Genomic DNA, 26,631 nt, shown 5'->3' with positions numbered 1-26,631 from the left:
GGGATGCTGCCAGGACTGGAAATGATGGCGTGCCCGGAGATGGCCGTGTCGATGGATGTGATGCAGCACGTCATCAACGTCGAATCGTCGCGCAATCCCTACGCCATCGGCGTGGTCGGCGGTGCACTGGTGCGCCAGCCCAAGGCGTTGGATGAAGCGCTGGCGACGGTGCGCATGCTGGAAGAGAAGGGCTACAACTTCTCGATCGGGCTGGCCCAGGTCAATCGCTACAACCTGGGCAAATACGGGCTGGATTCCTACGAGAAGGCCTTCCAGCAGTGCCCGAACCTGCAGGCCGGTTCGCGCATCCTTGCTGAATGCTACAAGCGTTCCGGCGGTGACTGGGGCAAGTCGTTCAGCTGTTACTACTCGGGCAACTTCGAGACCGGCTTCCGTCATGGCTACGTGCAGAAGATCTACGACTCGATCCGCCGCGGCCAGCAGGTTGCCAGCAATGGTGTTGCGCCGATCGACGTGGTGAGCCGCGGTGAACGCCGCAGCGTGAAGGTCGAGCATCATCCGCAGCTGGCCTCTCCGGCGCAGGCGCGCATCGTTGCTCAATCCAATGGCCCGGTGTACGTGCCGTCGGAAGATCCGGCACGCGCGTATGTCGTGTATCCCTCCACCGGTGCGATGGCGCGGGGTAGTTTGCTGAATCTCGCCGACCAGGCGCTGTCCAAGGTGGTGCTGGGTTCGGTGGACAGGATGATGCAGCCTCAGGCGCAACCCGGCCAAGGGGCCGCCTATCCGCAGCAACAGTCCGGTGGTATGCCGCAGCAGTTGCCTCAGCAGCGTGCTGCGCAGGCCATGGCCATGCCGCAGCAGTTGCCGGGCGCCGCCGGTGCCAGCAATGAGGGGCCCGTGATGCTGCGGCCCTGGAGCGAGCGTAACCAGCCTGTGGCAGGTGCCGACAATTCGTATAACGCGTCGGTGCAGGCCGCACCGGTGCAGCAGATTCCCGCAGGGGATGCGGCCTTCGTGTTCTGACGAAGTCGTGGTGCGGCCAGTCCCCCGGCTGGCCGATTCAGTTGTGTTAGTCCATCAACAAGGAAATCAATCCATGAAGCGATCCAATCTCGACCTCGTCCAGGCCCAGCGCACGCTGAAGACCCTGCTGATGGCCACGATCTTCGTTGGCGCACTGTTCGCCCCGCAGGTGTTCGCCACCAGTCCCGACTTCGGCGGTACCGACAAGAAGGTCTGCGGCTTCTTCTCCAACATCAACGGCCTGCTGAACATGGCTTCGATCGCCGTGGTGACCATTGCGGTGATCTTCGCCGGCTACCAGATCGCCTTCGCACACAAGCGCATCGCTGACGTCGCGCCGATCCTGATCGGTGGCGTGCTGATCGGTGCCGCCGGCCAGATCGCGCGCATGCTGCTGGGCGAAGGCAGTGATGGCAAGTGCGGCGGCGGCACCGGCACCACCTACTACCTGATCAACAACGCGATCCAGTACTACAGTGCATAAGAACGTCGTGTTCCGCGGCTGCACGCGCCCGGCCATGTTCCTGGGCGTGCCCTACCTGCCATTCTTCATCGTGGCAGGTGGGTTGCTGCTACTCAGCATGTACACGAACTTCTGGTTCCTGCTCACCATCCCGGTGGCGGTCTTCATCATGCGGCAGATGGCCAAGCGTGACGAAATGATCTTCCGCCTGTTGGGCCTGCGCCTGATGTTCAAGCTGAAAGTCCGCAACGTGCAGGAACACGATGGCATGTGGGTGTTCAACCCCAACCATTATCGCGACAAGCCGGCCCGAATGGATTGAGGTCCGGATCCGGCCCGGCGGGCGCAAGCGCCCGTCGGGTCTGTTGAAACTTCTTGGCAGTACCTCTTTGGAAGCAGTCGTATGTTCAGCCCAGACACCTCCATCAGCGAGTTCATTCCATTGTCGTCGCACGTCGCCCCGAACGTGGTCAAGACCACGGGCGGCGACTACCTGCTGACCTGGCATCTGGAAGGGCTGCCGTTCGTCGGCCGTGAGGAGTGGGAGCTGGAGCATCGCCACAACACGTTCAACCGCCTGCTGCAGACGCTGCGTGCTCCCGACTTCGTGAACGTGGCGTTCTGGGTGCATGACATCCGTCGTCGCCGCACGCTGAAGGGCAAGAGCAACTACAAGCAGCGCTTCAACCAGGACGTGTCCGACCAGTACATGGGCATGCTGTCCTCGCAGCGCATCATGCAGAACGAACTGTACCTGACCATGATCTACCGCCCGGTGGTGGCGGGTAAGCGCTTCGTCGAGAAGTCGGCGAACGTGGACAAGCTGCGCGCCGAGCAGGAGCAGGCGATCGAGAAGCTGATGGAGCTGGCTGGCAACGTCGAGGCCGTCATCCGCGATTACGCGCCGTATCGCCTCGGCATGTACGAGGCCAAGAATGGCGTGGTGTTCTCGGAAACGCTGGAGCTGTTCGGTTACCTGATCAATCGCATCGACGAGCCGGTGCCGGTGCTGTCGGCGCCAATCAAGGACTACCTGCCGGTCAGCCGGCACATGTTCTCGGCCAAGACCGGTGACTTCGTCATCAATACCCCCAATGGTGCCAACCACTTCGGCGCCATCCTGAACATCAAGGAGTATGCCGAGGGAACGTACCCGGGCATCCTCAACGGCCTGAAGTACCTGGACTACGAATACGTCATCACCCATTCGTTCAGCCCGATGGGGCGCCAGGATGCGCTGAAGGTGCTCGACCGCACCAAGGGCATGATGATCTCCTCAGGCGACAAGGCGGTGAGCCAGATCGTCGAGCTGGACCAGGCGATGGATCAGCTGTCGTCGGGCAACTTCGTGCTGGGTGAATACCACTTCATCATGGCGGTCTACGGCGACACCCAGGCCAAGCTGTCGCAGAACGTCGCTTCGACCCGCGCCGAGCTATCCAACGCCGGCTTCGTGTCGACCAAGGAAGACCTGGCGGTTACCTCGTCCTTCTATTCGCAGCTGCCGGGCAACTGGCGCTATCGCACACGCTTGGCCAATGTCAGCTCGCTGAACTTCCTGGGCCTGTCGCCGCTGCACAACTTCGCCACTGGCAAGCAGCACAACAACCCATGGGGCGACTGCGTCACCACGCTGCAGACCACCAACGGCCAGCCGTACTACTTCAATTTCCACGCGACCCATCCGTCGGAAAACTCGCTGGGGGAGAAGGCGATCGCCAACACCATGGTGATCGGCAAGTCCGGTACCGGTAAGACCGCGCTGATCAACTTCCTGCTCAGCCAGGTGCAGAAGTACGAGCCGTCGCCGACCATCTTCTTCTTCGACAAGGACCGTGGTGCGGAGATCTTCGTCCGTGCCTGCGGTGGTAACTATCTGGCCCTGGAGAACGGCGCGCCGACCGGCTTCAACCCGTTCCAGTGCGAGAACAACGAAGCCAACGTGCAGTTCCTGGCCGACCTGATCAAGGTGCTGGCCGGCAAGCGTGAGTACAGTGCTCGTGAGGAAGAGGACATCTACCGCGCAGTGGAAAGCATGCTCGATACGCCGATGCACCTGCGCAGCATGACCAACTTCCAGAAGAGCCTGCCCAACATGGGCGACGATGGGCTCTACGCGCGCATGCGCCGCTGGACCTCGGGCAATTCGCTGGGTTGGGTGTTCGACAATCCGGTGGATACCGTCGACCTGAGCAAGGCCAATATCATCGGCTTCGACTACACCGACATCATCGACAATCCCGAAGTGCGCGTGCCGGTCATCAATTACCTGCTGCACCGCCTGGAGTCGCTGATCGATGGTCGTCCGCTGATCTACGTGATGGACGAATTCTGGAAGATCCTGGACGGCGAGGGTGGCCTGAAGGAATTCGCGAAGAACAAGCAGAAGACCATCCGTAAGCAGAACGGTCTGGGCATCTTCGCGACGCAGAGCCCGGAGGACGCGCTGAAGAGCGATATCTCCGCCGCGCTGATCGAACAGACCGCCACGCTGATCCTGCTGCCGAACCCGAATGCCAGCAAGAGCGATTACATGGACGGCCTGAAGCTGACCGAGGCCGAGTTCAGGGTGGTTACCGCCCTGGACGAGCGCTCGCGCTGCTTCCTGGTCAAGCAGGGTCACGCGTCCAGCGTGTGCCAGCTCAACCTGCGCGGCATGGATGACATTCTGTCGGTGATCTCGGCGTCCACTGACAACATCGACATCATGCATCGGGTGTTGCAGACCGCTGCAGTCCGCAACCGGATCACCGTGGATGAGCTGACGCCGGAGCAGTGGCTGGAAGATTTCTACAAGAATCGAAAGGGTTCGGGCAAGACGGCAAGTACGGAAGCTGTGGCGTGAGTCGGGTGTCCCGACGCTCTTGAACGACCGACTATGGAGACGATGATGAACAGTCCGCACAAGAACAGTAAGAAGGCCCGTATGCCGCGCAGCACGAGACTGAGCGCGCTGGCAGTGGGCGCCGTGATGTCGTTGGCAACCACGACGGCGAACGCAGGCTGGCCGGTGTTCGATTACTCGAACCTGCTGCAGGCCATCTATGAGTATAGGAATTCGATTACGAGCTACACGGCCGACGCCGCCGAGTATGCCGAGCAGGCAGAGCGCTGGAAGAGAACGCTTGACCAATACGCTCAGGCGCTGGTGAAGGTGCAGGCGCAGATGCGCAAGATCGGCCTGCCGGAAGGGCAGCCGTTGGTACCCGTGCCTGCGGACTATCTGGTGGCGGAGACCTGTGGCAGCAAGAGCAGTTTCTCGCCCGGTGATCTCTTCAAGAGCCTTGTGTTCAATCCGACCGGGGACATCAAGGAGCAGCAGACCCAGATCTGCGTGAACATCCGCATGATGCAGAATCGCAAGTACAACGATTCGGTGATGTTCCTCGTGCAGTCCATTCCCCAGATGGAGTCGGGCCTGAAGGAAATTTTCGATCTGCGCATCCTCAGCAATGATCAAGGCAACGTCCAGGGTTCGGACAGCGAAGCGACGCGCATGGCCAACAATCTGGAAGTGGCAGCACAAAGCTGGGAAGGACGGATGCGTTCCTACGATGCCTACATCGAAGTCATGGAAGCCAACCAGAAGATCGTGGCACAGGCGGCGCTCAAGGGTGATCCCACCAAGACCCTTGCGAGCGATCTGGTGAAGACCGTCGCGCTGAAGACGGCACTGTCCATCGATTAAGGCAGGCGGTGGGGCGGGTGGAGCAAGTGCATGGGCGTCGCCACCGGTGCAAAAGCAGTATTACCAAGGGATTGCAGGAATGACGATCAGGTCGATTGCCAACTTTGATTTTTCGGGCGGGTTCCAGGATCTGATGGAGCACGCTGTGCGTATCCAATCGATCGGCGACTTCGTGTTCTTCAAGCTGATTCTTGACTACCTGCGCGACAGGATTGGCAAGTTCGGCTTCCATTTGATGGAGAACATGATGACGTGGGTCGGCGGCATCGCGCTGACCCTGATGACCCTGTGGGTGCTGGTACAGGGCTATCGGATCGTCACCGGCCGCAGCCGGGACTCGATGATGATCCTTGTGACCAACATGGCGCGCGCCGCCCTGATCGTGGCGGTGGCGACGAGCATGGGCATGTTCGGTCGCGACCTCCATGAATTCCTGACGGAAGACGTGAAGGGGCTGATCACGCACGTTGTGACCGGCAAGGACGAGAAGCCCGAGGCGCAGATCGACAAGAGCCTTGCCTGGATGCAGGTGGCGCTGTCCAGCATCGATGGGATCAAGATTCTCAATGATCCCGAGCTGCAGGCTGACAAGACCCGCGCGATGTGGTTCATCGGCCTGGGCACGGGTGGCCCTGCGGTGACGGCAGGTTCAATGCTGCTGCTGTATGAGGTCGCCATGGCCCTGTTCATCGGCTTGGGACCACTGTTCATTCTTTGCCTTCTGTTCGACCAGACCAAGCAGCTGTTCCAGCGATGGCTGTTCTACGGTATTGGAACCATGTTCTCCATGGCGGTACTGGCGGCGATGGTCTCGATCGCGCTGGACATGGTGATCCGCGTGTCGGCCTCGTTCTGGATGACGGCGCTTGTGAACAAGTTCCCGCTCATGGGCGCATCCAGTGACGGTATGACCAGTCAGGCGATGCAGCAGGGCGGCATGGGATTGATCCTGACGACCTTGATTCTGACTGCGCCCCCAATGGCGGCCATGTTCTTCCAGGGCACCTTGGGCAGCTTCATGGCATATTCGCAGATAGGTGGCAGCCCGGTGGCGCAGGCGCCGGGCCCGAATGGGCAGCCGCCGGGTAGCTACTACACGCCGGATAAGCCTTCGACGAGCAAGGGAAGTGAAGGCGCTAATGAAGTTGGTGCTCCAACAAAGATGTTCACCGGTCCTTCTAACTCCACGCCCGAGCATGATCCAGGCAGGATGGGGATTGGCAATAAACCGAGATAGAGTCAAGGTGATTGTGATGCGTGCAGCGAATAAATTCAGGGCGAAGCAACTGGTAGCAGCGTACGCCTCGATGCTGTCTTTGCTGTTGATCCTCTTCTTGGTGGATGCTCCGTCCGCTAGCGCAGAAGGTCGTTGCCCACCCGGACAATATCCCATTGGTGGGCAGGGCGTGGGGGGGTGTGCACCGATTCCGGGCGGGGACAGTGGGGCGAATGCAACGGCGGCGCCTAGGCCAACAGGCCGCTGGTTGAAAACTTGGGGAGCTATTGCCACTGCTCCGAGCGGTGATGCCGGTGCATCAACGGGTCAGAGTTCGAAAGGCGCTGCAGAAAAAGAAGCTATTTCGCAGTGTGCCCGCGGAGGCGCTAGTGATTGCCGAGTGACGATGTCCTACAAAAACCAATGCGCTGCAATGGTTACCCCTTCGAGTCTCGAAAGAGGAGGAGCGGTGACGTGGCGAGCCGAGACGGAGGCTCTCGCGACGAAACTTGCAATGGATGAATGCACAAAGCGGGGAAGCGCAGGGTGTAAAGTATTTTATTCCGCATGCTCTGATCCGATTTTTCAGGAGTACTAGTGGAACTTCAGCGTGAGCGAATTTTGAGACTGGCTTGCAAGTATGCCTGCTTGGCAGGTGGGGTCTGGAGCTGACGGGTGGTGCGCGTTGGCGCTAGATTTAAGTGGCGTCCGTTTAGTTGAGAAGGCTTAATTCAGTTGGGCTCCTCAATATGATGTCGCGAATCGCCTCCAAGTTCGTCAGGCCGTACCGCTATCCCGCGTGCAATCCTGTGGGTGTGTTTCTGATGATGCGCGTATACGCTGAGCGCGCATTGGATTGTTAAGCTTGGGCTCACTTCGTGGGAAGTGCTCAAGGGATATCGGCTCATCAATGATGGCCTTGGTGATTCAAGAGACGAACGCCAGCCCTGATCGTGGCGGTGGCGACGAGCATGGGCATGTTCGGTCGCGACCTCCATGAATTCCTGACGGAAGACGTGAAGGGGCTGATCACGCACGTTGTGACCGGCAAGGATGAAAAGCCCGAGGCGCAGATCGACAAGAGCCTTGCCTGGATGCAGGTGGCGCTGTCCAGCATCGATGGCATCAAGATTCTCAATGATCCCGAGCTGCAGGCTGACAAGACCCGTGCGATGTGGTTCATCGGCCTGGGCACGGGCGGACCTGCAGTGACGGCAGGTTCCATGTTGCTGCTGTATGAGGTCGCCATGGCCCTGTTCATCGGCTTGGGACCACTGTTCATTCTTTGCCTTCTGTTCGACCAGACCAAGCAGCTGTTCCAGCGATGGCTGTTCTACGGCATTGGAACCATGTTCTCCATGGCGGTACTGGCGGCGATGGTATCTATCGCGCTGGACATGGTGATCCGCGTGTCGGCCTCGTTCTGGATGACAGCGCTTGTGAACAAGTTCCCGCTCATGGGCGCGTCCAGTGACGGTATGACCAGTCAGGCGATGCAGCAGGGCGGCATGGGATTGATCCTGACGACCTTGATTCTGACTGCGCCCCCAATGGCGGCCATGTTCTTCCAGGGCACCTTGGGTAGCTTCATGGCATATTCGCAGATAGGTGGCAGCCCGGTGGCACAGGCGCCTGGCCCGAATGGGCAGCCGCCGGGTAGCTATTACACGCCGGATAAGCCTTCGGCGAGTGGTGGGCATGTTGATAGCAATAGTACAAATCGTGCAAGCACGCCTGTCATTCCAATGGCTAAGGATGGAAATAGCTTGACCGACGGGAAGTTCGGATCTGCCCGTTAAGTAAAATTCTCTGCTTTTGGTGTTAGGAGATTTCCATATGATCAGGCGTTCAATGGCAGCATATTTGGTCGCAGCAATTGTGGTGGCGGGTGCTGCGCTCACGTCTGAGTCGGTCCGGGCAGAGGGGCGGTGTCCACCTGGCCAGTATCCCATCGGTGGTCAGGGTGTTGGTGGGTGTGCTCCTATGCCTGGTGGCGCAGCTGCTGCGGACACTGGGCCCAAAGCAACCGGCCGTTGGATAAAGACTTGGGGTGCCATTGCGCTATCCCCAAGCGGCGCATCTGGTGCATCGACAGGGAAGAAGAGTAAGTCTTTGGCTGCGAAAGAGGCCGAAGCAGTCTGTGCGCGAGGAGGGGTTAGCGGCTGCAAAGTTGCTTTTACCTATAAGAATCAGTGCGCGGTTGCAGTGGTGCCCAAGTCGGGGGCAGGGGGAACTCTTTTCAGTAGCTCGCCGACAGTTGAAGAATCAAAAGCCCGTGCATTGAAACAATGTGAGAATGGTGGGGGCAGCGATTGCCAAGTGATCTTCGAGAATTGCGCTGAACCTGAATTCCAAGAGTTCTAGTGGATGGGCGCCGGGGAGCTGCGTTGATACATCCGACGTCCACCGCCTATTGCATTTTGGCAGATGGATCTGAGTAGCTTGGGATATTATGAGGCGAACTTCCGAAGCTGAGCTCGGGAGTTCGGCTCCACGCTCGAAGAACAATCTTGGTAGAACGAGCCGCAAGCCAAAAAATCTGACGCGTTAGGGGTTTCTGTCTTTAGGTAAGACTACTGATTGGCGCTTGAGCCGCGTAGGAAGCCACTCATGGTAATTGCTCTTTTTTCAATCAAGAGCGCTTCTCAATTCAAGTCCCGTTAGACGAGCAATCTGTCCTCGAAGGAGGATGCGCCCGCGTCAAAAATGTTGACGCATCGCCCCCTCAAACGTAGGAACTTTTTCGTCGTTGACGGCTCTGGGGGCGAGTGCTGCGGGTGACGCTCACGGCCCTGATCGTGGCGGTTGCGACGAGCATGGGCATGTTCGGCCGCGACCTCCATGAATTCCTGACGGAAGACGTGAAGGGCCTGATCACGCACGTTGTGACCGGCAAGGACGAGAAGCCCGAGGCGCAGATCGACAAGAGCCTTGCCTGGATGCAGGTGGCGCTGTCCAGCATCGATGGGATCAAGATTCTCAATGATCCCGAGCTGCAGGCTGACAAGACCCGCGCGATGTGGTTCATCGGCCTGGGCACGGGTGGCCCTGCGGTGACGGCAGGTTCAATGCTGCTGCTGTATGAGGTCGCGATGGCCCTGTTCATCGGTTTGGGACCACTGTTCATTCTGTGCCTTCTGTTCGACCAGACCAAGCAGCTGTTCCAGCGATGGCTGTTCTACGGCATTGGAACCATGTTCTCCATGGCGGTACTGGCGGCGATGGTCTCGATCGCGCTGGACATGGTGATCCGCGTGTCGGCCTCGTTCTGGATGACAGCGCTTGTGAACAAGTTCCCGCTCATGGGCGCGTCCAGTGACGGTATGACCAGTCAGGCAATGCAGCAGGGCGGCATGGGATTGATCCTGACGACCTTGATTCTGACTGCGCCCCCAATGGCGGCCATGTTCTTCCAGGGCACCTTGGGTAGCTTCATGGCATATTCGCAGATAGGTGGCAGCCCGGTGGCTCAGGCGCCGGGGCCGAGCGGACAGCCGCCGGGTAGTTACTACACGCCTCCGGCTCCAGAGAAGGGCGGGACACATGGTGCCACTACCGAGCAGGTTGTTGGTTCGCGAGTGACGGGCGGTGGTTCATCGCCAGGTTCGGCGGTGGTGGACTCGGGGCGTCTTGGTCTCGCAAAGAACAACGGCTGATGGGAAGTTTGAGGGTCTAACGATATGGTCTCGATACTTGGCCGCCGATGTGCGCTTATCTTCGGCGCTGCAGCTTGCATGCTATTTCTTGGCTTCGCGCCCGTTGCTGGTGCTGAAGGGCGTTGCCCGCCAGGCCAGTATCCAATCGGAGGTCAGGGTGTTGGTGGGTGTGCGCCGATCCTGGGAGGGGACGCGGGATCGGGTCAGACGGGCCCTATCCAAACAGGACGCTGGAATAAGACTTGGGGCGCGATTGCCATGGCTTCCAATGGTGACGTCGGTGTGTCAGTCGGAAAAGTGAGAAAGGCTGACGCCTCAAATGAGGCCTTGGCCAATTGTAGTCAGCACGGGGCATCGGATTGCAAGGTTACTCAGACTTACAAGAATCAATGCGTCGCCCTGGTCTCTCCCCAAACTAGCGCATTCGGCGGTTCCACGTTTGGACGCGCTGAATCTGTCTCTGCCGCGACTTCATTGGCGATGGGGCTTTGCACTAAGCGCGGCAGTGAAGGTTGTAAGGTGATCTACTCGGCATGCAGCGAACCGGAATTCGAGTCGTTCTGAGTGGTAGTCAGTGAGGCGCCGCAGGTTGCAATTGCTGGAAGAGTTTAGGTTTACCTGCTGTCATGCTTCGCTTGTCAACTCAATTTGACCTTCTCCCGGTTTCCAGGGCCAGCCTAACTTAAGTGGAGTCCGTCCCCATACCGAGGACGGACATGAAGAAGCGTTTCACCGACGAGCAGATTATTGGCTTCCTGAAGCAGGCGGCCGCTGGCACCCCGATCAAGGAGCTGTTCCGCAAGCACGGTTTCAGCGATGCCTCCTGCTACCTGTGGCGCCGCAAGTTCGGCGGCTTGGAAGTGCCCGACGCCAAGCGGCTCAAGGCGCTTGAGGCGGAGAACGCGAAGCTCAAGAAGATGCTGGCCGAGGCGATGCTGGATAACGAAACGCTGAAGGTCGTGGCGCGGGGAAAATTTTGAGCCCGCAGGCACGGCGCAACGCCGTGGTGGCCGTGCGGGCAGAGGCCCAATTCTCCGAACGCCGGACCTTCCGCCTGCTGGGCCTGTCGCGCAGCCTGCGGCACTACCAGTCTTAGCGGAAGGACGACCTCCCCCCGGTTTTGAATGCCCGGGCACACTCCAGCGCGGTGCCCGACGTCAGGGGCGGGTAGGCATCCATTCACGTTAACCGCGCTTTTTCTGTGATCAAGTGCGCTTTTCATCCCAAGCCCCCTTCGACGAGCGCCGCCTCCTCGAAGTAAGCTGCGTGCGCGTCAAAATCCCGACGCGCCGGTGCCATCGAACGCAGGAGCTTTTCCGTCCATGAGGACTGTGTCCCCCCGCGATGCGGGTGACGCTTGCCACCATCGCGGTTGCCGTGGGCTCGGGGCTATCATCCGCCATGGCGGCCGCAGGGCACGTGCGAGGCATCGCCCCGTTTCCGGCCTCCGCTCGGGAACTGGCAAGACGGGATTGAAGGAGTTGCAGGGGATGGAGAAGGGGAGTGGCGTACACATGGACAATGCCTTGGCGTTCGTTCCGTCCGGCGCGAACCTGCTGGAAGCCGTGCGCGGTGATCTGACCGGCAATGGTTTCCAGGACCAGCTCCTGGTGATCGACCAACCTCCTCCGGAGGGCTTGCTGCCCGGCGAGCACGGTCCCAACCGGGTGCTGTTGCTGCTGCTGGGCGACGCCACGGGCCGATGGCAGTTGGCGGCGCGCAACGACAAGCTGGTGCCGTGTTCCACCCGGGGAGGCATTGCCGGCGATCCTTTCGCGTACGTGACCATCGAGGATGGTGCGTTCAGTGTGATCACCAACGGCGGCAGTCGCGAACGCTGGAGCAGCGTCTACACGTTCCGGTATGCACCTGCCGAGCAGGCGTGCTGGGTGCATGGCGTGCAGCGCAGGGTGGTCGACACCGAGACCGAGGCCACCCATACGCGTGACTTCTCGGCCGCCGAACTTGGCCGGGTGCGGTTCGAGGATTTCGATCCGTCCGTCGTCGCCGACGTCAGCTTGCCCTGAGTGCCATGCCGGTGAGGAGGCGGGAGTATCCAACGATGATCGAGCAGGAGTTTCACCGTGTCGCAGGATAGGGAGTCGCAGCTGTTGCGGCAGGCCACGGAGGCCGGCATGACCTCGTCCCGGGAACTGGCCAACTTCATGGCGCAGGCCGGGCACGAGTCCCGTGGCCTGAGCCGGCTCAATGAAAGTTTCAACTTCACCCGGGGTATCTCGCAGATCCCGGTGGAAGCGGCGTGGCGCAATGGCAATGGTGCGCTTGAGAGCGCGCGCCAGGAGGCGCTGCGTGGGCGGCCGGAGAACCTGGCCGAACTGATGTATGGCGGGCGTATGGGCAATGACGCGCCTGGCGATGCGCTGAAGTATCACGGCCGTGGCTATCTGCCTCTGGTCGGCAAGGAGAATTACGAGCGTGCCGGCAAGGCGCTGGATCTGGACCTGGTGAATCACCCGGAACTGGCCGCGCAGCCCGAGCACGCAGGCCGCATTGCCGTGTGGCAGTGGCAGACGCGGGTGCCGGAAGCGGCGCGCGAGGACGTGCGCGAAGCGACGCGCGCGATCAATGGTGGCCTGAACGGCATCGAGGCCCGCCAGCAGCGATTCGAGGTGTGGCAGCAGAAGCTGACGCCTGATGTGATGGCGCGGCTGGAGCGGGGCGAAGTCGGGGCGCCGGCCCAGCAGGCCACCGTGCGCGACATGTCGCAGCCTGGCGCGCCGGGGCATGCCCTGTTCCAGGGCGCCCGCCACCATCTGCAGCAGATGGGACCACAAAGCGGTCTGCGCAGCGTGCAGGAACTGGACAATGCTGCCGGCGCACTGGCGCTGAGCGCGCAGAAGGCGGGGATGTCGCGCATCGATCATCTCCTGGCTGGCAACGACGGCCGCACGTTGTTTGCCGTGCAGGGCGCGCTGGGTGACCCGGCCATGCTGCGCGCTTCGGTCGAGCGCGAACAGGCGGCACAGCAGCCGCTGGCACAGAGCAGCCAGCAGTTGGCCGCCAGTGTCGCCCAGCAGGACCCCGCGGCCGCGCTCGCCCGCGAGCAGGAGCAGCGCTCTCGATCCCTGTAGCACCTGATGCCGGCGGGCAGAGTGCCCGCAGGCGCTTTACGTACGACGCGTGGCGCCCTGTGGCGCCGACATGGAAACCCACTCGTAAGGACACCACATGCGAATCGTTCCCTCGAATACCCGGCACGCCGCTGCCCGCTGCACTGCATCCGTGCGCCGCCTGCCGCCGCTCTGGCTGCTGTCACTTGGACTTGCCGCAGCGTCGGCACAGGCTCAGGAGGCAGCGGCACCTGTGGTGGAGACGCCCCCCGCTGCCGAGGCTACCGTTGAGGCGCCTGCAGGGGCGGCGGCCGTTGCAGCGCCCGCGGCGGCCGACGCCGTTGTCGCGGCGCCGACGCCCGAGGTGTCGGCTGCCGTGACACCCCCTGCGACACCTGTGGTGGACGCACAGCCGGCGCCGACTGCGGATCCGGCGCCGGCGCCCGTTGCGCCCGCAGCGCCGGCACCTGTGGCTGCACCGCCCGCCTCCGTCGAGCCAACCGTTCCGGCGGTAGCCCCCGCTCCGCCCGCATTGGCCATCGTGCCGTTGCCGCCAGAGCAGGCGACCGAGCGGGCGCTCGGTGCCCGCTGCCCGGTGGATCTGGCCGGGCGGCTGGCGACCCAGGGCGACCTGCTGATTGGCGCCTGCCAGGGCACCATGCCGGCGCATCTGGCCGCGTTGCTGGTCGCGCTGCCCGCGCAGGACATCCACCTGCCGCGCAGCTGGCGCGAGCGTGAGGTGCGGCAGAAGGCCTGGTTCAAGGCTGTGCCGGGCTATGGCCAGCGCCCGGACTTCATCGTGCGGATGGGCGACATCTGGGTGCGTTCGCTGGAAGGGCGCGACGCCGACAGCACGTTCTATCTGGTGTCGGCGCCGTTCACCTGCAGCGACCAGGTCGCCAACCGTGATGAGTACGGCGCGGAGCCGGTCCGCGTACCCGCAGGTGATTGCCGCGAGGCTTATGTGGCCCAGCGTGTGTACCAAGTCCGCGGGGATGCGGCGCCGCGGGATGTGACCGCTGATGCCATGCCGATCATGCCGCAGCAGACGGAAGCGGATCGTGCGCGGCAGCTGTCGCGTGAGGGACGGATCAGCCTGGACCACAGCAAACTGCAGTATGGCCCGGCGATGCGCTGGTTCGTGCAATACCCGGAGTCGGCGCAGAAGGGTGGTCCGCGCGCCTACAGTGACTGGAACCGTGAGCACATCGCGTTCGTGGTCTGGACCGGTGATCGCTTCGAGCTGCGCGAGAAGGTCGCGCGCGCGCAGTGGCCCTGTGACCCGGTGGCACCCGGCGATCGCGCCTGTGGCGGATTCCCGGATTCCGGGCCCGATCTGTTCGTGACGGCCGGAGCATCCGTGCCAATGGCAGCGTCCAGCCCCTGAGCCGGAGTTTCGAAGTGATGCGGGAGCCGGGCTGACCGGCTCCCTCGCTGCATCAGGCCTGCAGGCTGCGGGTCTGGTTCCGCTGCTGTTCCAGCTGCTGGTCGCGCTCCAGCGTAACGCGCTGGTCGGCGGCCTGCTGGTCGATGCGCTGGCTGCTCTGTTCCAGCGGGGTGTTCATCGCCACTGCCGTATCCACCGACACACGAAGGTGGGCGGGGTCGCCGCCCTGGCCCTGCACGGCGAAGCTGCGCGAGGCATCGGCATTCATGACCACTTCGTCGATGCGCTTGCCGCCTGCTGCGTGCATTTCGGCGGCCAGGCTGCCTGCCAATTGCGTGCTCATCACGTCTGGTACCCGGCCGACGCGGACATCCTGCGCGTGCACGCCACGGATCGCGTCGTTGAACAGTGGGTTGCCCACATGGTTGGCATCGTCCATTCGCAGCATGCTGGTGTGATGGCCGTTCTTCTCCGCTTCGCGGCGAGCCGGCTCACCGGGCTGCAGCGGGCCGCGGATGTGGTCGTACAGGTCGACGGCGCCGCCCGGAATGCCCCGCGCCGCGCGGGTGACACCACGGCGCAGTGATTCAACGTCGTCGCGGTATTCCTCGATCATCCTGGCGTTGTCTTTTGCCAGCTTCTGCGTTTCCGGGTGCTGCAGCACCGAGCCGTCACCGAGGAAGTTGCCCAGCTTGTGCGCGCCGAACGAGCTGCCTGCGGCGATGATCGGCCGGTCGGGGATAAGGGCGCGCAACGAGTGATTGCTGAAACCGTTCGCGGCGAGCGTGCTGATTTCATTCGGCCTGGCGTAGATGCGCACCTGGCCGAAGTGCGGCGACGCCGCGCTGACCGGATCGGAGGCCATGACATGGTTGATCATGGTGTTGCCGCCTTCCGGGATGCGGTAGCTGAGGCTGACCGCGCCATAGGCGTTGAAGGTTTCGCCCTTGACGTTGAAATGGTGCGAGGTGATCTGGGCCAGAGCGCCGCCGAGGGAGTGGCCGGTGACGGTGACCTCAGGAGCACGGCCTCCGAAGGCGGCGTCCTGCTTCGCGTAATCCAGTGCACTCTTGGTCAAAGCGATGGCATCGGGGGCCTGCACGTTGGTGCGGGCGACGACCATGCCGCCGTCGGTCAGGATGGCATCACGAGCTATCTGCTCGGTGCCGCGATGAGCCACAACGATCTCGTTGGTGTCGGCTCGCTGATAAACCGTGCCTTGGTAACCATTGAGCCGATTATTGACGTGATCGAGAATCTTGTATTCATGCCCGTTGATCGTGACGAGCTCTTCTTCCCCCGGACGCCTCCGGCCGACAGCGCGATCCTTGTAGGCATCGTCGGAAAGCGCCGCATAATCCTGCGTGCTGATGGTCATGGGGTGACCTCGCTGGCGCTGAGACTCATCGTGAACAACTTGCCCTGAAGTTCAGCAACGTAGTCAGCCGGGTCAGCCTTGCCGGTGGCCGGGTAGTTGGCAGCAAGTGGTGCCCGCGGATAGGCTGCGTCCGGATAATAAAGCGTGTGGGTCTTGCCTTCAGTCAGCGGTTCGGCCTTGACGAAAGTCAGGAAGCGGGTCTCTTCTTCAGCACCCGTTGCCTTCAGCATTGCCCCAGCACCAGTGAACTCCCAGTGGCACACGCCACGACCGTAGTAGTCTTCATCCAGCATGCGGTCCACATACAGCGTGCCCCGGTACTCACCATCGCTGACCTTGCGCAGTTCCACCGGTTCCTGGCTGGTAATCCGTGCAGCCGTGCCGGTGGCCGGCTCGATATAGCCACACTGGTCTTCGTTGGTGACGTCGTACTGGGCCACGCCTTCAACCACAGCGAAATCACCCGGGGCGTCCTTCAGGCGCAGCACCAGTTCATAGGCCTTGCGCGGGCTGGGGTTGAGCTTGGCGAGGCCGCGCCCACCCTGGGCGACATCGGCTTCAGCAGCGGCACGTTCCTGGTTCATGGCGGTCTCCGGATGGCAGGCGGTCAACAGAAGCAGAGCAAGGCACGGAATCATCTTGTGGCGCAATGTCGGCCTCCTTGGGGATAGGGGTGAATGAGGCACTGGCAGCTCATGGCGTGAGCTTCTGCACAGTGGTGGTAGTTGAGAACAGCGCGTCGCGCAGATCTTCGCTGTACCCCGACGGAGCTTCCTCGCCACTGGCACCAAAATTGGCGACAGTGTCGGCGCGCGGATAGACAAGGTTCGGGTAATAAAGCGTCAGAGGCGAGTCGTTCTCCATGCGCTTCTTGTCGACGAACGTCAGGAATCGCGTATCCGCCTTGCTGGTCGTGGCGCGCAACATCGCACCGACGCCCGTCAACGTCCAAACGCAGGCGCCGCGCCCGTAGTAGTCCTCATCCAGCATGCGGTCCAGGTAGAACGTACCGCGGTACTCGTTCTCGCTGACCTTGTGCAGGGTGACGGGCTCTTGGCTGGTGATGCGGCCCGCAGTGCCTGTTGCAGGCAGTATCCGCCCGCAGTCTTCGTAGTTACTGACGTCGTACTGGGCCACGCCCTCCACGATCGCGAACGGGCCCGGCGCGTCCTTCAGTGTCAGCACCAATTCGTAGGCCTGCTTCGGCGCCGGGTTGAGTTTGGCCAGGCCGCGTCCACCCGCGGCGACGTCGCGCTCGGCATCGGCGTAGGGCGAACATGCCGCCAGCGGGACGAGGGCGAGCAATGCCAGCAGCGGCCGCCCCCTGGGTTCGGGGCGAGCTACACGCATGGCGCGAGCCTGCATCGTGCGTCCATGTCCATCTATCCTTCCTGGGTGGCAGGTTTCTCGATTATGGAACGTGCCGGGAGCGCTGTGCCACCCTTGGAGACGGATTTTTGACGCCCCGGCGAGGCATTGCCCGGGCGGATCGCTTGCCGCACAAGGCTCGCGATCATCACGTTGGCATTGCTGCCGGAGGCAGGTCTGCGGCTGAATCCGTGACTGAAATCAATCATTCACATATCCATCACTTCATTGAAGGCGCTCTCCTTGAACTGCACGATCCGCCCTGAAATCCGCGAAGACCGCGCTGTCATCCACGCACTCACCGAGGCAGCCTTCCGCGAAGCCCCACACAGCAGCCACACCGAGCAGTTCATTGTGGATGCACTGCGTTCGCGTGGAGAGCTGAGTCTCTCGCTGGTCGCCGAGAAGGACGGGCAGGTCGTCGGGCATGTTGCCTTGTCGCCGGTGACGATCAGCGATGGCAGTACGGGCTGGTTTGGCCTGGGACCAATCTCGGTGCTGCCCGGATGGCAGGGGCAGGGTGTCGGCGCGGCGCTGATGCATGCGGCGCTTGATGCACTGCGTGAGCAGGGGGCGCAGGGCTGCGTATTGCTGGGAGAACCCGCGTATTACGGTCGATTCGGATTCCGCGCCGAGCCCGGCCTGGTGCTGCCGGGTGTGCCGCCAGAGTACTTCCAGGCGCTGCACCTGAGGCCGTCGATGGCGCAGGGAGAGGTGCAGTACTCACCGGCATTCGAAGCCACGGCCTGATGATCGGGGGCGGGCCTCGAATATCCGTCCAATGTCAGCCGTCGTGCCGGAGATGGATCAGAGGATACGGACGGCCCTGCGAATCCAGCGGTGAACGTCCGGTTTCGACGAAGCCCATGCGCAGGTAGAAGCCAACAGCCTGTGCGTTCTGCTCATTGACGTCGGTACTCAGCTGCGGATGCCGGGCCAGCGCGTGCTGCAGCAGTTGCCGGCCGATACCAGTGCCGCGCACGTCCGGATCGATGAACAGCGCTTCCATGTGCGTGCCGTCGATCAGCATGAAGCCAAGGGGGCGGTCCTGAGCGTCGACGGCCACTGTCATCGGTGCCTGCGGCAGGAAACCGGCGACTTCGGCATCGATGGCCTGCCGGTCTTCGGCGCTGAGGAAGTCGTGGGTGGCGTCGACGGCACGGCGCCAGAGGTCGACGAGGGCGGCGCCGTCATCGGCGCGCGAGGGACGGAGGGTGGTCATGGGTTCACCAAGGTGCTTGCGGAAGGGCTCAGTATGAGGCCTGCAGCCTGGCTTCAGCGCGCTCGCTGCTTGGACCGCCGGTCGCGCGCAATGGCACCGCCGATACCAGCGCCGCCTGTACGGCTGCAGGCGTACAATGCGGCCCCGGCGGCCATCCTGGCCCTGCAGACACGCGAGAACCGCCATGACCGATGCCTTGGGTGTACCGGTGCACGACGCCGATGAACACTGGATGCGCCATGCACTGGCGCTGGCCGAGCGTGCGCAGCGCGAGTTCGACGAGATTCCGGTCGGTGCGGTACTGGTGGGCGCCGATGGCCAGCTGCTGGGCGAGGGCTGGAACCTCAACATCGCCTCGCACGATCCCAGTGCGCATGCCGAGATCGTGGCCATGCGCGCCGGCGGCACGCGGCTGGCCAATCATCGGCTGCTCGGCAGCACCCTGTACGTGACCCTCGAACCCTGCGCGATGTGCGCGATGGCCATCGTGCATGCACGCGTCGCCCGCCTGGTCTACGGCGCCAGCGACCCCAAGACCGGCGCCTGCGGCAGCGTGTTCGACCTGCTGGGTGATGCCCGGCACAATCACCGGGTGGAAATCCACGGTGGGGTGCTGGCCAAGGAGGCCAGCATGCGCCTGACCAATTATTTCCGCGCCAAGCGCGGCAAGCCGCCGTTGCTGCTGGAAGACCATGCGGGCGAGGGCTGAGGGGCGAACGGGTATGATGGGCGCCTCTTTCCTTCACCGGTAGGCCGCGCGCCTGCCCAGCAACGAGGCGACACAATGGCGGACACCGGCGCGGCCAACGAGCGACTGATCTGGATCGACCTGGAGATGACCGGGTTGGATACCGACAACGATTCGATCATCGAGATCGCCACCGTGGTCACCGATGCCCAGCTCAATGTGCTGGCTGAAGGCCCCGAGTTTGCCATCCACCATCCGCTGCAAACGCTGGAAGCGATGGATGAGTGGAACCGCAACCAGCACCGTCGTTCCGGCCTGTGGCAGCGCGTGGTGGACAGCACCACCACCCTGGGCCAGGCCGAAGCGCAGACGGTGAACTTCCTGGCGCAGTGGATTCCGGCCGGTCTTTCGCCGATGTGCGGCAACTCGATCTGCCAGGATCGCCGCTTCCTGCATCGCCAGATGCCGAGGCTGGAGAAGTACTTCCACTACCGCAACCTGGACGTGTCCACGGTGAAGGAACTGGCCAAGCGCTGGGCGCCGAGCGTGGCCGCCGGCGTCGGCAAGAACAGCAACCATACCGCGCTGAGCGACGTGCATGATTCAATCGCCGAGCTGCGCCACTACCGCCAGTTCATGGGTGCGCTGTCGGGCCTGCCGGCTGCCTGAACGACGCCGTCGGGCATGGCCTGGCGCTACCGGGTGACACACCAACGGGTAGTGCCGGCCGCTGGCCGGCAAGGCGCCGGATCCGCGCCTTCTGTCGTGACCCACGACGAACCGTTCAACTTCCGGGCGCTAACATCGGCGCCATGAACGAGCCCATCCTGCTTCCCCGCGACATCGCCCATGACGCCCGCGACTGGTCCGACCTGCAGCGCGCGGTGGCGCTGCTGGAAGCGCCGACCCTGACCGCGCGCATGGCGAACCTGGTCGGTACGCCGCTGGAGTTCGCGGTGAAGGCGCTGCCCAGTTCGGTCTCCAACCGCATCCACGGTGCGGTGCAGGCGGCACTGTCCAAGTCGGCGCAGGCAGCCCTGTGGAGCATGGACAACTCGCCCGGCAAGGGAGCGTCGACCCGCTGGCACAAATTGGCGGCAGCCACCTCCGGTGCGGTCGGCGGTGCCTTCGGCTTTGCCGCCCTGCTCATCGAGCTGCCGGTGTCGACCACGATCATGATGCGTGCGGTGGCCGACGTCGCCCGCAGCGAGGGGTTTGACCTGTCCGAGTTCAGCACCCGCCAGGCGTGCCTGGAAGTGTTCGCGCTGGGCGGCAACTCGCCGCGTGATGACGCCAGCGAGACGGGCTATTACCTGGCCCGCGGCTTCACCACCGATGTGATGCGCCACCTGTCGGCCGAGCTGGCCGGGCGGGTGGTGACCGGCCGCGACCTGACGCTGGGCGTGGCGCCGAAGGAAGCCGGCAAGCTGCTGGCGAAGATGGTGGAGAAGGTGGCGGCGCGCTTCGGCGTGGTTGTTACCGAGAAATTCGCTGCGCAGGCGGTGCCGATCGTTGGTGCGGCCGCGGGTGCAACACTGAATACCATGTTCACCGATTACTACCAGGACATGGCGCGTGGTCACTTCATCGTGCGCCGGCTGGAGTTGAAGTATGGGGAAGATGTGGTGCGCGCCTGCTATGACCGCGTGGCACACGGTGCGGTAAAGATCGAGCCAAGGGTGGAGTAGATACACGCTGTGCGTGGATGAGCCCTCGTACAGGGTGATCCTTGCCGTGGGGGAACAACTGTTTTGCCAGTGCGTGCCTGTTGCCTGGCGGGCGCCATCCCCATTCTTGGTGGCACTCCTCCCGCAAGAGATCGCCGCCATGTTGTTCACTCCTCATCATCTGGGCGCACTGACGCTGCCCAACCGCATCGTGATGCCGCCGATGACCCGCTCGCGCTCGTCGGCCGGCAACGTGCCCACTGCCGAAATGGCCACGTATTACGCGCAGCGCGCCAGCGCCGGCCTGATCGTCAGCGAAGGCACCCAGATCAGCCCTCAAGGCCAGGGCTATGCCTGGACCCCGGGCATCCATAGCCCGGACCAGGTGAAGGGCTGGCGCCGGGTGACCGATGCCGTGCACGCTGCCGGCGGTCGCATCTACGCCCAGTTGTGGCATGTCGGCCGGGTCTCGCACGTGGCGCTGCAGCCGGGCGGCGCCGCGCCGGTGTCGTCGTCGGCGTTGTTGGCGGAAGGCGTGAAGGTGTTCGTCGACCCGACCGGGGCAGGTCCCGAAGCCGGGGTGGGCGAAATGATCCAGCATTCGATGCCGCGCGCGCTGCGCGAAGACGAGATTCCGGGCATCGTCGCCGACTACGCCGAGGCGGCACGCAACGCGCTGGACGCAGGCTTCGATGGCGTGGAGTTGCACGGTGCCAATGGCTACCTGATCAACCAGTTCATCGACTCGCAGGCCAACCAGCGCACCGACGGCTATGGCGGCGCGTTGCAGAACCGCCTGCGGTTCCTGCGCGAGGTGGTGCAGGCGGTGGTTGCGGTGGTCGGTGGTGATCGCGTCGGCGTGCGCCTGGCGCCACTGACCACGTTGCAGGGCGCGGTGGACGATACGCCGCAGGCGACCTATCTGGCGGCCGCGCATCTGCTGGGTGATCTGGGCGTGGGTTACCTGCACATTGCCGAAGCCGACTGGGACGATGCACCGCTGATGCCGGTGGCGTTCAAGCAGGCGCTGCGCATGGTCTACCCGGGCACGCTGATCTACGCCGGCAAGTACACCGCCGAGCGCGCCGAGCAGGCACTGGCTGAAGGCTGGGCTGACCTGATTGGCTTCGGCCGGCCGTTCATCGCCAACCCGGATTTGCCGGAGCGTCTGCGTTTGGGGGCGGAATTGAACCCGCCGGATCGGGCGACGTTCTTTGGCGGTGGCGCGGCGGGCTTCACCGATTATCCGACGCTGGAAGAGAGCGTCGCGGCCTGATCCTGAAGGCTGCCGGCCAGCGGCCGGCACTACCGGTGCATGGAGATGGGTGGGTGCCGGCCAGCGGCCGGCACTACCAGGGGGCGCGGGGCAGGGTAGTGCCGGCCGCTGGCCGGCATTTCTGTTTGGGATCAGGGCTTGTCGCGCACCAGCGCCTCCGCCTCGACCACGCCGCCATCCTTGCCATGCAGGTAAAGGTGCATGTCCTGCTGCGGATACGGGATGTTGATGCCGGCCCTGTCAAAGCCCAGCTTCAGCTGCTCCAGCAGCGTGACCTTGGTACCGAACCAGTCGGCCGACTTCACGTAGCAGCGGATGCCGAGGTTGATCGCGTGCGCCCCCAACTCGTACACCACGACGTCCGGTGCCGGCGTCTGCAGCACGCGCGGGTCCGCCTTCATCAGCGCCAGCGCGGTGTCGCGTGCCAGCTGGATGTTGTCCTCGTAGCCGATGCCGATCACCAGTTCGACGCGGCGGGTCGGCTCGGCGGTCAGGTTGATGATCGGTGCGGCGGTGATCAGCGTGTTCGGAATGGTGGTGTGCTGGTTGTCGGCACCGGTGATGACGGTCTGGAAAATGCGCACTTCGCGCACCGTGCCGGTCTGTCCGGCAACGGTGACCACGTCGCCGACGCGGAACGGCCGCAGTGTCACCAGCATCACGCCCGAGGCGATGTTGGACAGCGAATCCTTCAGGGCAAGGCCAACGGCCAGGCCGGCGGTGCCGAGCACGGCCAGCAGCGGAGTGATCTGCACGCCCAGCGTGCCGATGGCCAGCACCACCACGATCACCAGCGATGCGGCGTACACCACGTTGCGCAGGAAGCTGCCCAGCATCGGGTCCACGCCCATGCGCGCTGTGGCGCGCGGCATCGCGTTGGACAGGCGACGCGCCACCCACAGGCCCACCAGCAGCACCACGATGGCGGCCAGTAACGGCACACCGTAGGTTTCCAGCAGGCGCTCCCAGTTGAGCGAGTGGAACCAGGGCGTTGCGGCGGGGGCGGGGGCGGGAGGTGCGGCGGCGATCATGCGGAAGTCCTTTGCTGCGTAGCGATGTCTGCGTGGGGCAGGGCGTGCGTGGACGCCAGAAACAGCAAGCCCCGCAGAGGCGGGGCTTGCGTGCAGCAGCAGTATGGGCGGACGTCGATGAAAGCGACGTCAGCCCATCACGGCATCAGCCGTTGGCCTTCAGCTTGGCCAGGCGCAGCCAGGTGTCGACCACGGTGTCCGGGTTCAGCGACACCGACTCGATGCCTTCCTGCATCAGCCATTCGGCCAGATCCGGGTGATCGGACGGGCCCTGGCCGCAGATGCCGACGTACTTGCCCTTGGCACGTGCTGCCTTGATCGCCATCGACAGCAGCTTCTTCACTGCCGGATTCCGCTCGTCGAACAGGTGCGCGACGATCGACGAGTCGCGGTCCAGGCCCAGGCTCAGCTGGGTCAGGTCGTTGGAGCCGATCGAGAAGCCGTCGAAGATCTCCAGGAACTCATCGGCGAGCAGTGCGTTGGACGGCACCTCGCACATCATGATGATCTTCAGGCCGTTCTCGCCCTGCTTCAGGCCGTTCTGTTCCAGCACCTCAATGACCTTGCGGCCTTCTTCCAGGGTGCGCACGAACGGAATCATGACCCACAGGTTGTCCAGGCCCATTTCGTTGCGCACGCGCAGCACGGCCTTGCACTCCAGCGCGAAGGCGGCCGAGAAGCTCGGGTCGACGTAACGGCTGGCGCCGCGGAAGCCGATCATCGGATTCTCTTCGTGCGGCTCGTAGTTGCTGCCGCCGATCAGGTTGGCGTACTCGTTGGACTTGAAGTCCGACAGGCGCACGATCACCGGGTTCGGTGCAACCGAGGCGGTGAGGGTGGCGATGCCTTCGGCCAGGCGGTCCACGTAGAAGCTGACCGGGTCACCATAGCCGGCGATCTTCTCGTCGATCTTCTTCCTGGTCGCGGCGTCCTGGCGGTCGTATTCCAGCAGCGCGTTCGGGTGGATGCCGATGTGGCTGGCGATGATCATTTCCAGGCGGGCCAGGCCGATGCCGGCGTTCGGCAGCTGGCCGAAGTCGAAGGCACGTTCCGGGTTGGCCACGTTCATCATGATCTTCAGCGGCGCCGGCGGCATGTTGCCCAGATCGGTCGTGGTGCGTTCGAAGCCGAGCTTGCCTTCGTAGATGAAGCCGGTATCGCCTTCAGCGCAGCTGACGGTGACCAGCTGGCCATCCTCGATGACCTGGGTGGCGTTGCCCGAACCGACCACGGCTGGCACGCCCAGCTCGCGCGCGATGATCGCGGCGTGGCAGGTGCGGCCACCGCGGTTGGTGACGATGGCCGAGGCGCGCTTCATCACCGGTTCCCAATCGGGATCGGTCATGTCGGCGATCAGCACGTCGCCCGGCTGCACGCGGTTCATGTCGTCCAGCGTCTTCACCACGCGGGCCACGCCCGAACCGATCTTGGCGCCGACGGCACGGCCCTCGGCCAGCACCTTGCCGCCCTTCTCGGTCAGCGCGAAGCGCTCGATCTGGGTGGCGTGGCTGCGTGACTTCACCGTTTCCGGGCGCGCCTGCACGATGAACAGCTTGCCGCTGACACCGTCCTTGGCCCACTCGATGTCCATCGGGCGGCCGTAGTGCTTTTCGATGACCAGCGCCTGCTTGGCCAGTTCCTGCACGTCCTCGTCGCTGATCGAGAAGGTGGCGCGCAGTTCGGCCGGGGTGTCTTCAATACGGACGCGCTCACCGGGGACATCCGAATACACCATGCGGATCGCCTTGCTGCCGAGCGAGCGGCGCAGGATCGCCGGCTTGCCGGCCTGCAGGGTGGGCTTGTAGACGTAGTATTCGTCCGGATTGACCGCGCCCTGCACGACCATCTCGCCCAGGCCGAACGAGGAGGTGACGAACACCACGTCGCGGAAGCCGGACTCGGTGTCCAGGGTGAACAGCACGCCGGAGGAGCCGACGCCCGAACGCACCATCAGCTGCACGCCGGCGGACAGGAACACGTCCTCATGCTTGAAGCCGTGGTGCACGCGGTAGGCGATGGCGCGGTCGTTGTACAGCGAGGCGAACACTTCCTTGACCTTGTGCACGACGTCGTCGGCACCGGTCACGTTGAGGAAGGTTTCCTGCTGGCCGGCGAAGGAGGCATCCGGCAGATCCTCGGCGGTGGCCGACGAACGCACGGCCACGGCCACGTCACCGCCGCCATTCTCGGCGCTCAGCTTGGCGTAGGCGGTGCGGATGTCCTGGTCCAGCTGCGGCTGCAGCGGGGCGTCGATTACCCAGCCGCGGATTTCCTTGCCGGCGGCGGTCAGCGCATTGACGTCCTCGACGTCCAGCGTGGCCAGCCTGTCGAAGATGCGCTTGGACAGGTCGTTGTGCGCGATGAAGTCCTTGAAGGCTTCAGCGGTGGTGGCATAACCGCCCGGCACCGAAACGCCCAGACCGGCCAGGTTGCCGATCATCTCGCCCAGGGACGAATTCTTGCCGCCTACGCGGGCCAGATCGGCCAGACGCAGTTCGTGCAACCACAGGATGTTCTCGTTCAAGCGCGATGCTCCGTTTGGCCATCGCCCGAGGCGGGCTGAGTGGCCGCGTCCGTAGGAAGAAGCCGATATGATGCCGGGCAGAGCACCGTCGGCACAAGCTTGTGCTGGCGGCCTTTTTAAGCTTTGTAGGGGGTAAAAGCGCGCATGTCGACCATCCGTCCGGTGTTCTACGTTTCCGATGGAACCGGTATCACCGCTGAAACCATTGGGCATAGCCTGCTGACCCAGTTCTCCGGGTTCAGCTTCATTACCGATCGGATGTCGTTTGTCGACGACCCTGAAAAAGCGCGTGAAGCCTGCGCCCGGATCCAGGCGGCGGGGGAGCGGTACCAGGTCCGGCCGATCGTGGTGAACTCCTGCGTGGACCAGAGCCTGAGCCTGATCCTGGCCGACAGCGGGGCGCTGATGCTGGATGTGTTCGCGCCGTTCATCGAGCCGCTGGAGCGTGAACTGGCCAGCCCGCGTCTGGCCCGGGTCGGCCAGGCCCACGGCATGGTCGATTTCGACACGTACCACCGCCGCATCAACGCGATGAACTTCGCCCTGACCCATGACGACGGCATCGCGGTGAACTATGACGATGCCGACGTGATCCTGGTGGCGGTGTCGCGCGCCGGCAAGACGCCCACCTGCATCTACCTGGCTCTGCATTACGGAGTGCGCGCGGCCAACTACCCGCTGACCGACGAAGACCTGGAAAGCGACCGCCTGCCGCCGCGCCTGCGCAACTACCGGCGCAAGCTGTTCGGGTTGACCATCGATCCGGACCGCCTGCAGCAGATCCGCCAGGAGCGCCGTCCGAACTCGCGCTACGCGAACCTGGACACCTGCAAGCGCGAGGTGGCCGCGGCCGAGACCATGTTCCGCATGGAGCGGATCCCGACCCTGAGCACCACCCACACCTCGATCGAGGAGATTTCCAGCAAGGTGCTGGCCACATTGGGGCTGCAGCGCGAGCTGTATTGATCCTTTCCGGCGCGCCTGGCTGTGCCCGTAGAGCCGAGCCCAC

General features: G+C 63.4%; 27 protein-coding genes and 1 pseudogene. 21 read left to right on the top strand and 7 right to left on the bottom strand.

Annotated elements, in window-relative coordinates; translation table 11 throughout:
• Nucleotides 1–3: 3 nt before the first annotated feature.
• The 15 genes and pseudogenes from ACUDTM_RS05090 to ACUDTM_RS05020 all read left to right on the top strand — a co-directional run bounded on the left by ACUDTM_RS05090 (nucleotide 4) and on the right by ACUDTM_RS05020 (nucleotide 14,468).
• Nucleotides 4–987: a lytic transglycosylase domain-containing protein gene (locus ACUDTM_RS05090; protein ID WP_111201523.1), complete on the top strand. Its 984-nt coding sequence runs from the start codon at nucleotides 4–6 to the stop codon at nucleotides 985–987.
• Nucleotides 988–1,060: 73 nt separating this feature from the next.
• Entirely contained in the window at nucleotides 1,061–1,471 is a 411-nt protein-coding gene (locus ACUDTM_RS05085) for a TrbC/VirB2 family protein (RefSeq protein WP_069139858.1), read from the top strand.
• On the top strand, nucleotides 1,464–1,772 hold the full coding sequence (locus ACUDTM_RS05080; protein WP_334271446.1) for a type IV secretion system protein VirB3: 309 nt from the start codon (nucleotides 1,464–1,466) through the stop codon (nucleotides 1,770–1,772). The genes ACUDTM_RS05085 and ACUDTM_RS05080 overlap by 8 nt, the downstream gene beginning before the upstream one ends.
• A gap of 81 nt (nucleotides 1,773–1,853) precedes the next feature.
• Nucleotides 1,854–4,295 (top strand): VirB4 family type IV secretion/conjugal transfer ATPase, encoded by a 2,442-nt coding sequence (locus ACUDTM_RS05075; RefSeq protein WP_334271447.1) that lies wholly within the window; start codon nucleotides 1,854–1,856, stop codon nucleotides 4,293–4,295.
• Between the two features lie 45 nt (nucleotides 4,296–4,340).
• Entirely contained in the window at nucleotides 4,341–5,138 is a 798-nt protein-coding gene (locus ACUDTM_RS05070; protein WP_231112037.1) for a hypothetical protein, read from the top strand.
• 79 nt (nucleotides 5,139–5,217) lie between these two features.
• Nucleotides 5,218–6,375, top strand: a complete 1,158-nt coding sequence (locus ACUDTM_RS05065) for a type IV secretion system protein (RefSeq protein ID WP_353080309.1) — start codon at nucleotides 5,218–5,220, stop codon at nucleotides 6,373–6,375.
• Nucleotides 6,278–6,952 (top strand): DUF4189 domain-containing protein, encoded by a 675-nt coding sequence (locus ACUDTM_RS05060; RefSeq protein WP_334272296.1) that lies wholly within the window; start codon nucleotides 6,278–6,280, stop codon nucleotides 6,950–6,952. Before ACUDTM_RS05065 ends, ACUDTM_RS05060 begins: the two co-directional genes overlap by 98 nt.
• A gap of 379 nt (nucleotides 6,953–7,331) precedes the next feature.
• Nucleotides 7,332–8,153 (top strand): type IV secretion system protein, encoded by an 822-nt coding sequence (locus ACUDTM_RS05055; RefSeq protein WP_434556931.1) that lies wholly within the window; start codon nucleotides 7,332–7,334, stop codon nucleotides 8,151–8,153.
• A 37-nt stretch (nucleotides 8,154–8,190) separates the two neighbouring features.
• Entirely contained in the window at nucleotides 8,191–8,718 is a 528-nt protein-coding gene (locus tag ACUDTM_RS05050) for a DUF4189 domain-containing protein (RefSeq protein WP_315898891.1), read from the top strand.
• Between the two features lie 404 nt (nucleotides 8,719–9,122).
• On the top strand, nucleotides 9,123–10,010 hold the full coding sequence (locus ACUDTM_RS05045) for a type IV secretion system protein (protein WP_343648491.1): 888 nt from the start codon (nucleotides 9,123–9,125) through the stop codon (nucleotides 10,008–10,010).
• 24 nt (nucleotides 10,011–10,034) lie between these two features.
• The gene (locus ACUDTM_RS05040; RefSeq protein WP_445391198.1) at nucleotides 10,035–10,574 is read left to right on the top strand and encodes a DUF4189 domain-containing protein; all 540 of its coding nucleotides are present in this window, start codon (nucleotides 10,035–10,037) and stop codon (nucleotides 10,572–10,574) included.
• Nucleotides 10,575–10,726: 152 nt separating this feature from the next.
• Nucleotides 10,727–11,100: pseudogene (locus ACUDTM_RS05035) on the top strand (transposase); the annotation flags it as partial.
• Between the two features lie 400 nt (nucleotides 11,101–11,500).
• Nucleotides 11,501–12,037 carry a hypothetical protein gene (locus tag ACUDTM_RS05030; RefSeq protein WP_032954278.1) on the top strand — a complete coding sequence of 179 codons (537 nt, stop codon included), beginning with the start codon at nucleotides 11,501–11,503 and terminating at the stop codon, nucleotides 12,035–12,037.
• 57 nt (nucleotides 12,038–12,094) lie between these two features.
• Nucleotides 12,095–13,102: an XVIPCD domain-containing protein gene (locus tag ACUDTM_RS05025; protein WP_005417198.1), complete on the top strand. Its 1,008-nt coding sequence runs from the start codon at nucleotides 12,095–12,097 to the stop codon at nucleotides 13,100–13,102.
• Nucleotides 13,103–13,199: 97 nt separating this feature from the next.
• Nucleotides 13,200–14,468 carry a hypothetical protein gene (locus ACUDTM_RS05020; RefSeq protein WP_425520607.1) on the top strand — a complete coding sequence of 423 codons (1,269 nt, stop codon included), beginning with the start codon at nucleotides 13,200–13,202 and terminating at the stop codon, nucleotides 14,466–14,468.
• Between the two features lie 52 nt (nucleotides 14,469–14,520).
• Here the strand turns inward: ACUDTM_RS05020 and ACUDTM_RS05015 are convergent, their stop codons facing one another.
• From ACUDTM_RS05015 to ACUDTM_RS05000, 4 genes are read right to left on the bottom strand one after another with little or no spacing between them, the layout of a single operon-like run.
• Nucleotides 14,521–15,846, bottom strand: coding sequence for an XVIPCD domain-containing protein (locus tag ACUDTM_RS05015; protein ID WP_227837008.1), 1,326 nt, complete (start codon nucleotides 15,844–15,846; stop codon nucleotides 14,521–14,523).
• Nucleotides 15,843–16,496, bottom strand: coding sequence for a hypothetical protein (locus ACUDTM_RS05010; protein WP_227837009.1), 654 nt, complete (start codon nucleotides 16,494–16,496; stop codon nucleotides 15,843–15,845). The genes ACUDTM_RS05015 and ACUDTM_RS05010 overlap by 4 nt, the downstream gene beginning before the upstream one ends.
• Before the next feature lie 43 nt (nucleotides 16,497–16,539).
• Complete coding sequence (locus ACUDTM_RS05005) at nucleotides 16,540–17,211, bottom strand: hypothetical protein (RefSeq protein WP_262221670.1); 672 nt, start codon at nucleotides 17,209–17,211, stop codon at nucleotides 16,540–16,542.
• 17 nt (nucleotides 17,212–17,228) lie between these two features.
• The gene (locus ACUDTM_RS05000; RefSeq protein ID WP_134955477.1) at nucleotides 17,229–17,423 is read right to left on the bottom strand and encodes a hypothetical protein; all 195 of its coding nucleotides are present in this window, start codon (nucleotides 17,421–17,423) and stop codon (nucleotides 17,229–17,231) included.
• Nucleotides 17,424–17,457: 34 nt separating this feature from the next.
• Between ACUDTM_RS05000 and ACUDTM_RS04995 the strand changes: the two genes are divergently transcribed.
• Nucleotides 17,458–17,964: a GNAT family N-acetyltransferase gene (locus tag ACUDTM_RS04995; RefSeq protein ID WP_005417179.1), complete on the top strand. Its 507-nt coding sequence runs from the start codon at nucleotides 17,458–17,460 to the stop codon at nucleotides 17,962–17,964.
• 34 nt (nucleotides 17,965–17,998) lie between these two features.
• Here the strand turns inward: ACUDTM_RS04995 and ACUDTM_RS04990 are convergent, their stop codons facing one another.
• Nucleotides 17,999–18,436 carry an acetyltransferase gene (locus ACUDTM_RS04990; protein WP_252744723.1) on the bottom strand — a complete coding sequence of 146 codons (438 nt, stop codon included), beginning with the start codon at nucleotides 18,434–18,436 and terminating at the stop codon, nucleotides 17,999–18,001.
• Nucleotides 18,437–18,620: 184 nt separating this feature from the next.
• Here ACUDTM_RS04990 and tadA point away from each other — a divergent pair, with 184 nt between their 5' ends.
• The 4 genes from tadA to ACUDTM_RS04970 all read left to right on the top strand — a co-directional run bounded on the left by tadA (nucleotide 18,621) and on the right by ACUDTM_RS04970 (nucleotide 22,067).
• Nucleotides 18,621–19,145: a tRNA adenosine(34) deaminase TadA gene (gene tadA, locus ACUDTM_RS04985; RefSeq protein ID WP_005417177.1), complete on the top strand. Its 525-nt coding sequence runs from the start codon at nucleotides 18,621–18,623 to the stop codon at nucleotides 19,143–19,145.
• A 75-nt stretch (nucleotides 19,146–19,220) separates the two neighbouring features.
• Nucleotides 19,221–19,793, top strand: coding sequence for an oligoribonuclease (orn, locus tag ACUDTM_RS04980; protein ID WP_065178525.1), 573 nt, complete (start codon nucleotides 19,221–19,223; stop codon nucleotides 19,791–19,793).
• 143 nt (nucleotides 19,794–19,936) lie between these two features.
• Nucleotides 19,937–20,812 (top strand): EcsC family protein, encoded by an 876-nt coding sequence (locus tag ACUDTM_RS04975; protein ID WP_049415102.1) that lies wholly within the window; start codon nucleotides 19,937–19,939, stop codon nucleotides 20,810–20,812.
• A gap of 139 nt (nucleotides 20,813–20,951) precedes the next feature.
• On the top strand, nucleotides 20,952–22,067 hold the full coding sequence (locus ACUDTM_RS04970; protein WP_227837010.1) for an alkene reductase: 1,116 nt from the start codon (nucleotides 20,952–20,954) through the stop codon (nucleotides 22,065–22,067).
• 131 nt (nucleotides 22,068–22,198) lie between these two features.
• Here the strand turns inward: ACUDTM_RS04970 and ACUDTM_RS04965 are convergent, their stop codons facing one another.
• Together ACUDTM_RS04965 and ppsA are read right to left on the bottom strand one after the other, a co-directional pair.
• A complete protein-coding gene (locus tag ACUDTM_RS04965) occupies nucleotides 22,199–23,098 on the bottom strand; it encodes a mechanosensitive ion channel family protein (RefSeq protein WP_334272182.1) in 900 nt (299 codons plus the stop codon).
• Between the two features lie 145 nt (nucleotides 23,099–23,243).
• The gene (ppsA, locus tag ACUDTM_RS04960; RefSeq protein WP_188240859.1) at nucleotides 23,244–25,622 is read right to left on the bottom strand and encodes a phosphoenolpyruvate synthase; all 2,379 of its coding nucleotides are present in this window, start codon (nucleotides 25,620–25,622) and stop codon (nucleotides 23,244–23,246) included.
• Between the two features lie 144 nt (nucleotides 25,623–25,766).
• Between ppsA and ppsR the strand changes: the two genes are divergently transcribed.
• Nucleotides 25,767–26,588, top strand: coding sequence for a posphoenolpyruvate synthetase regulatory kinase/phosphorylase PpsR (gene ppsR / locus ACUDTM_RS04955; RefSeq protein ID WP_005417170.1), 822 nt, complete (start codon nucleotides 25,767–25,769; stop codon nucleotides 26,586–26,588).
• The last annotated feature ends 43 nt before the right edge of the window (nucleotides 26,589–26,631 follow it).

It is taken from the genome of Stenotrophomonas maltophilia group sp. vghtpe118 (assembly GCF_052605195.1).
Note: the sequence above shows the minus strand (reverse complement) of the source record. Positions and strands in the feature narration are given on the sequence as shown.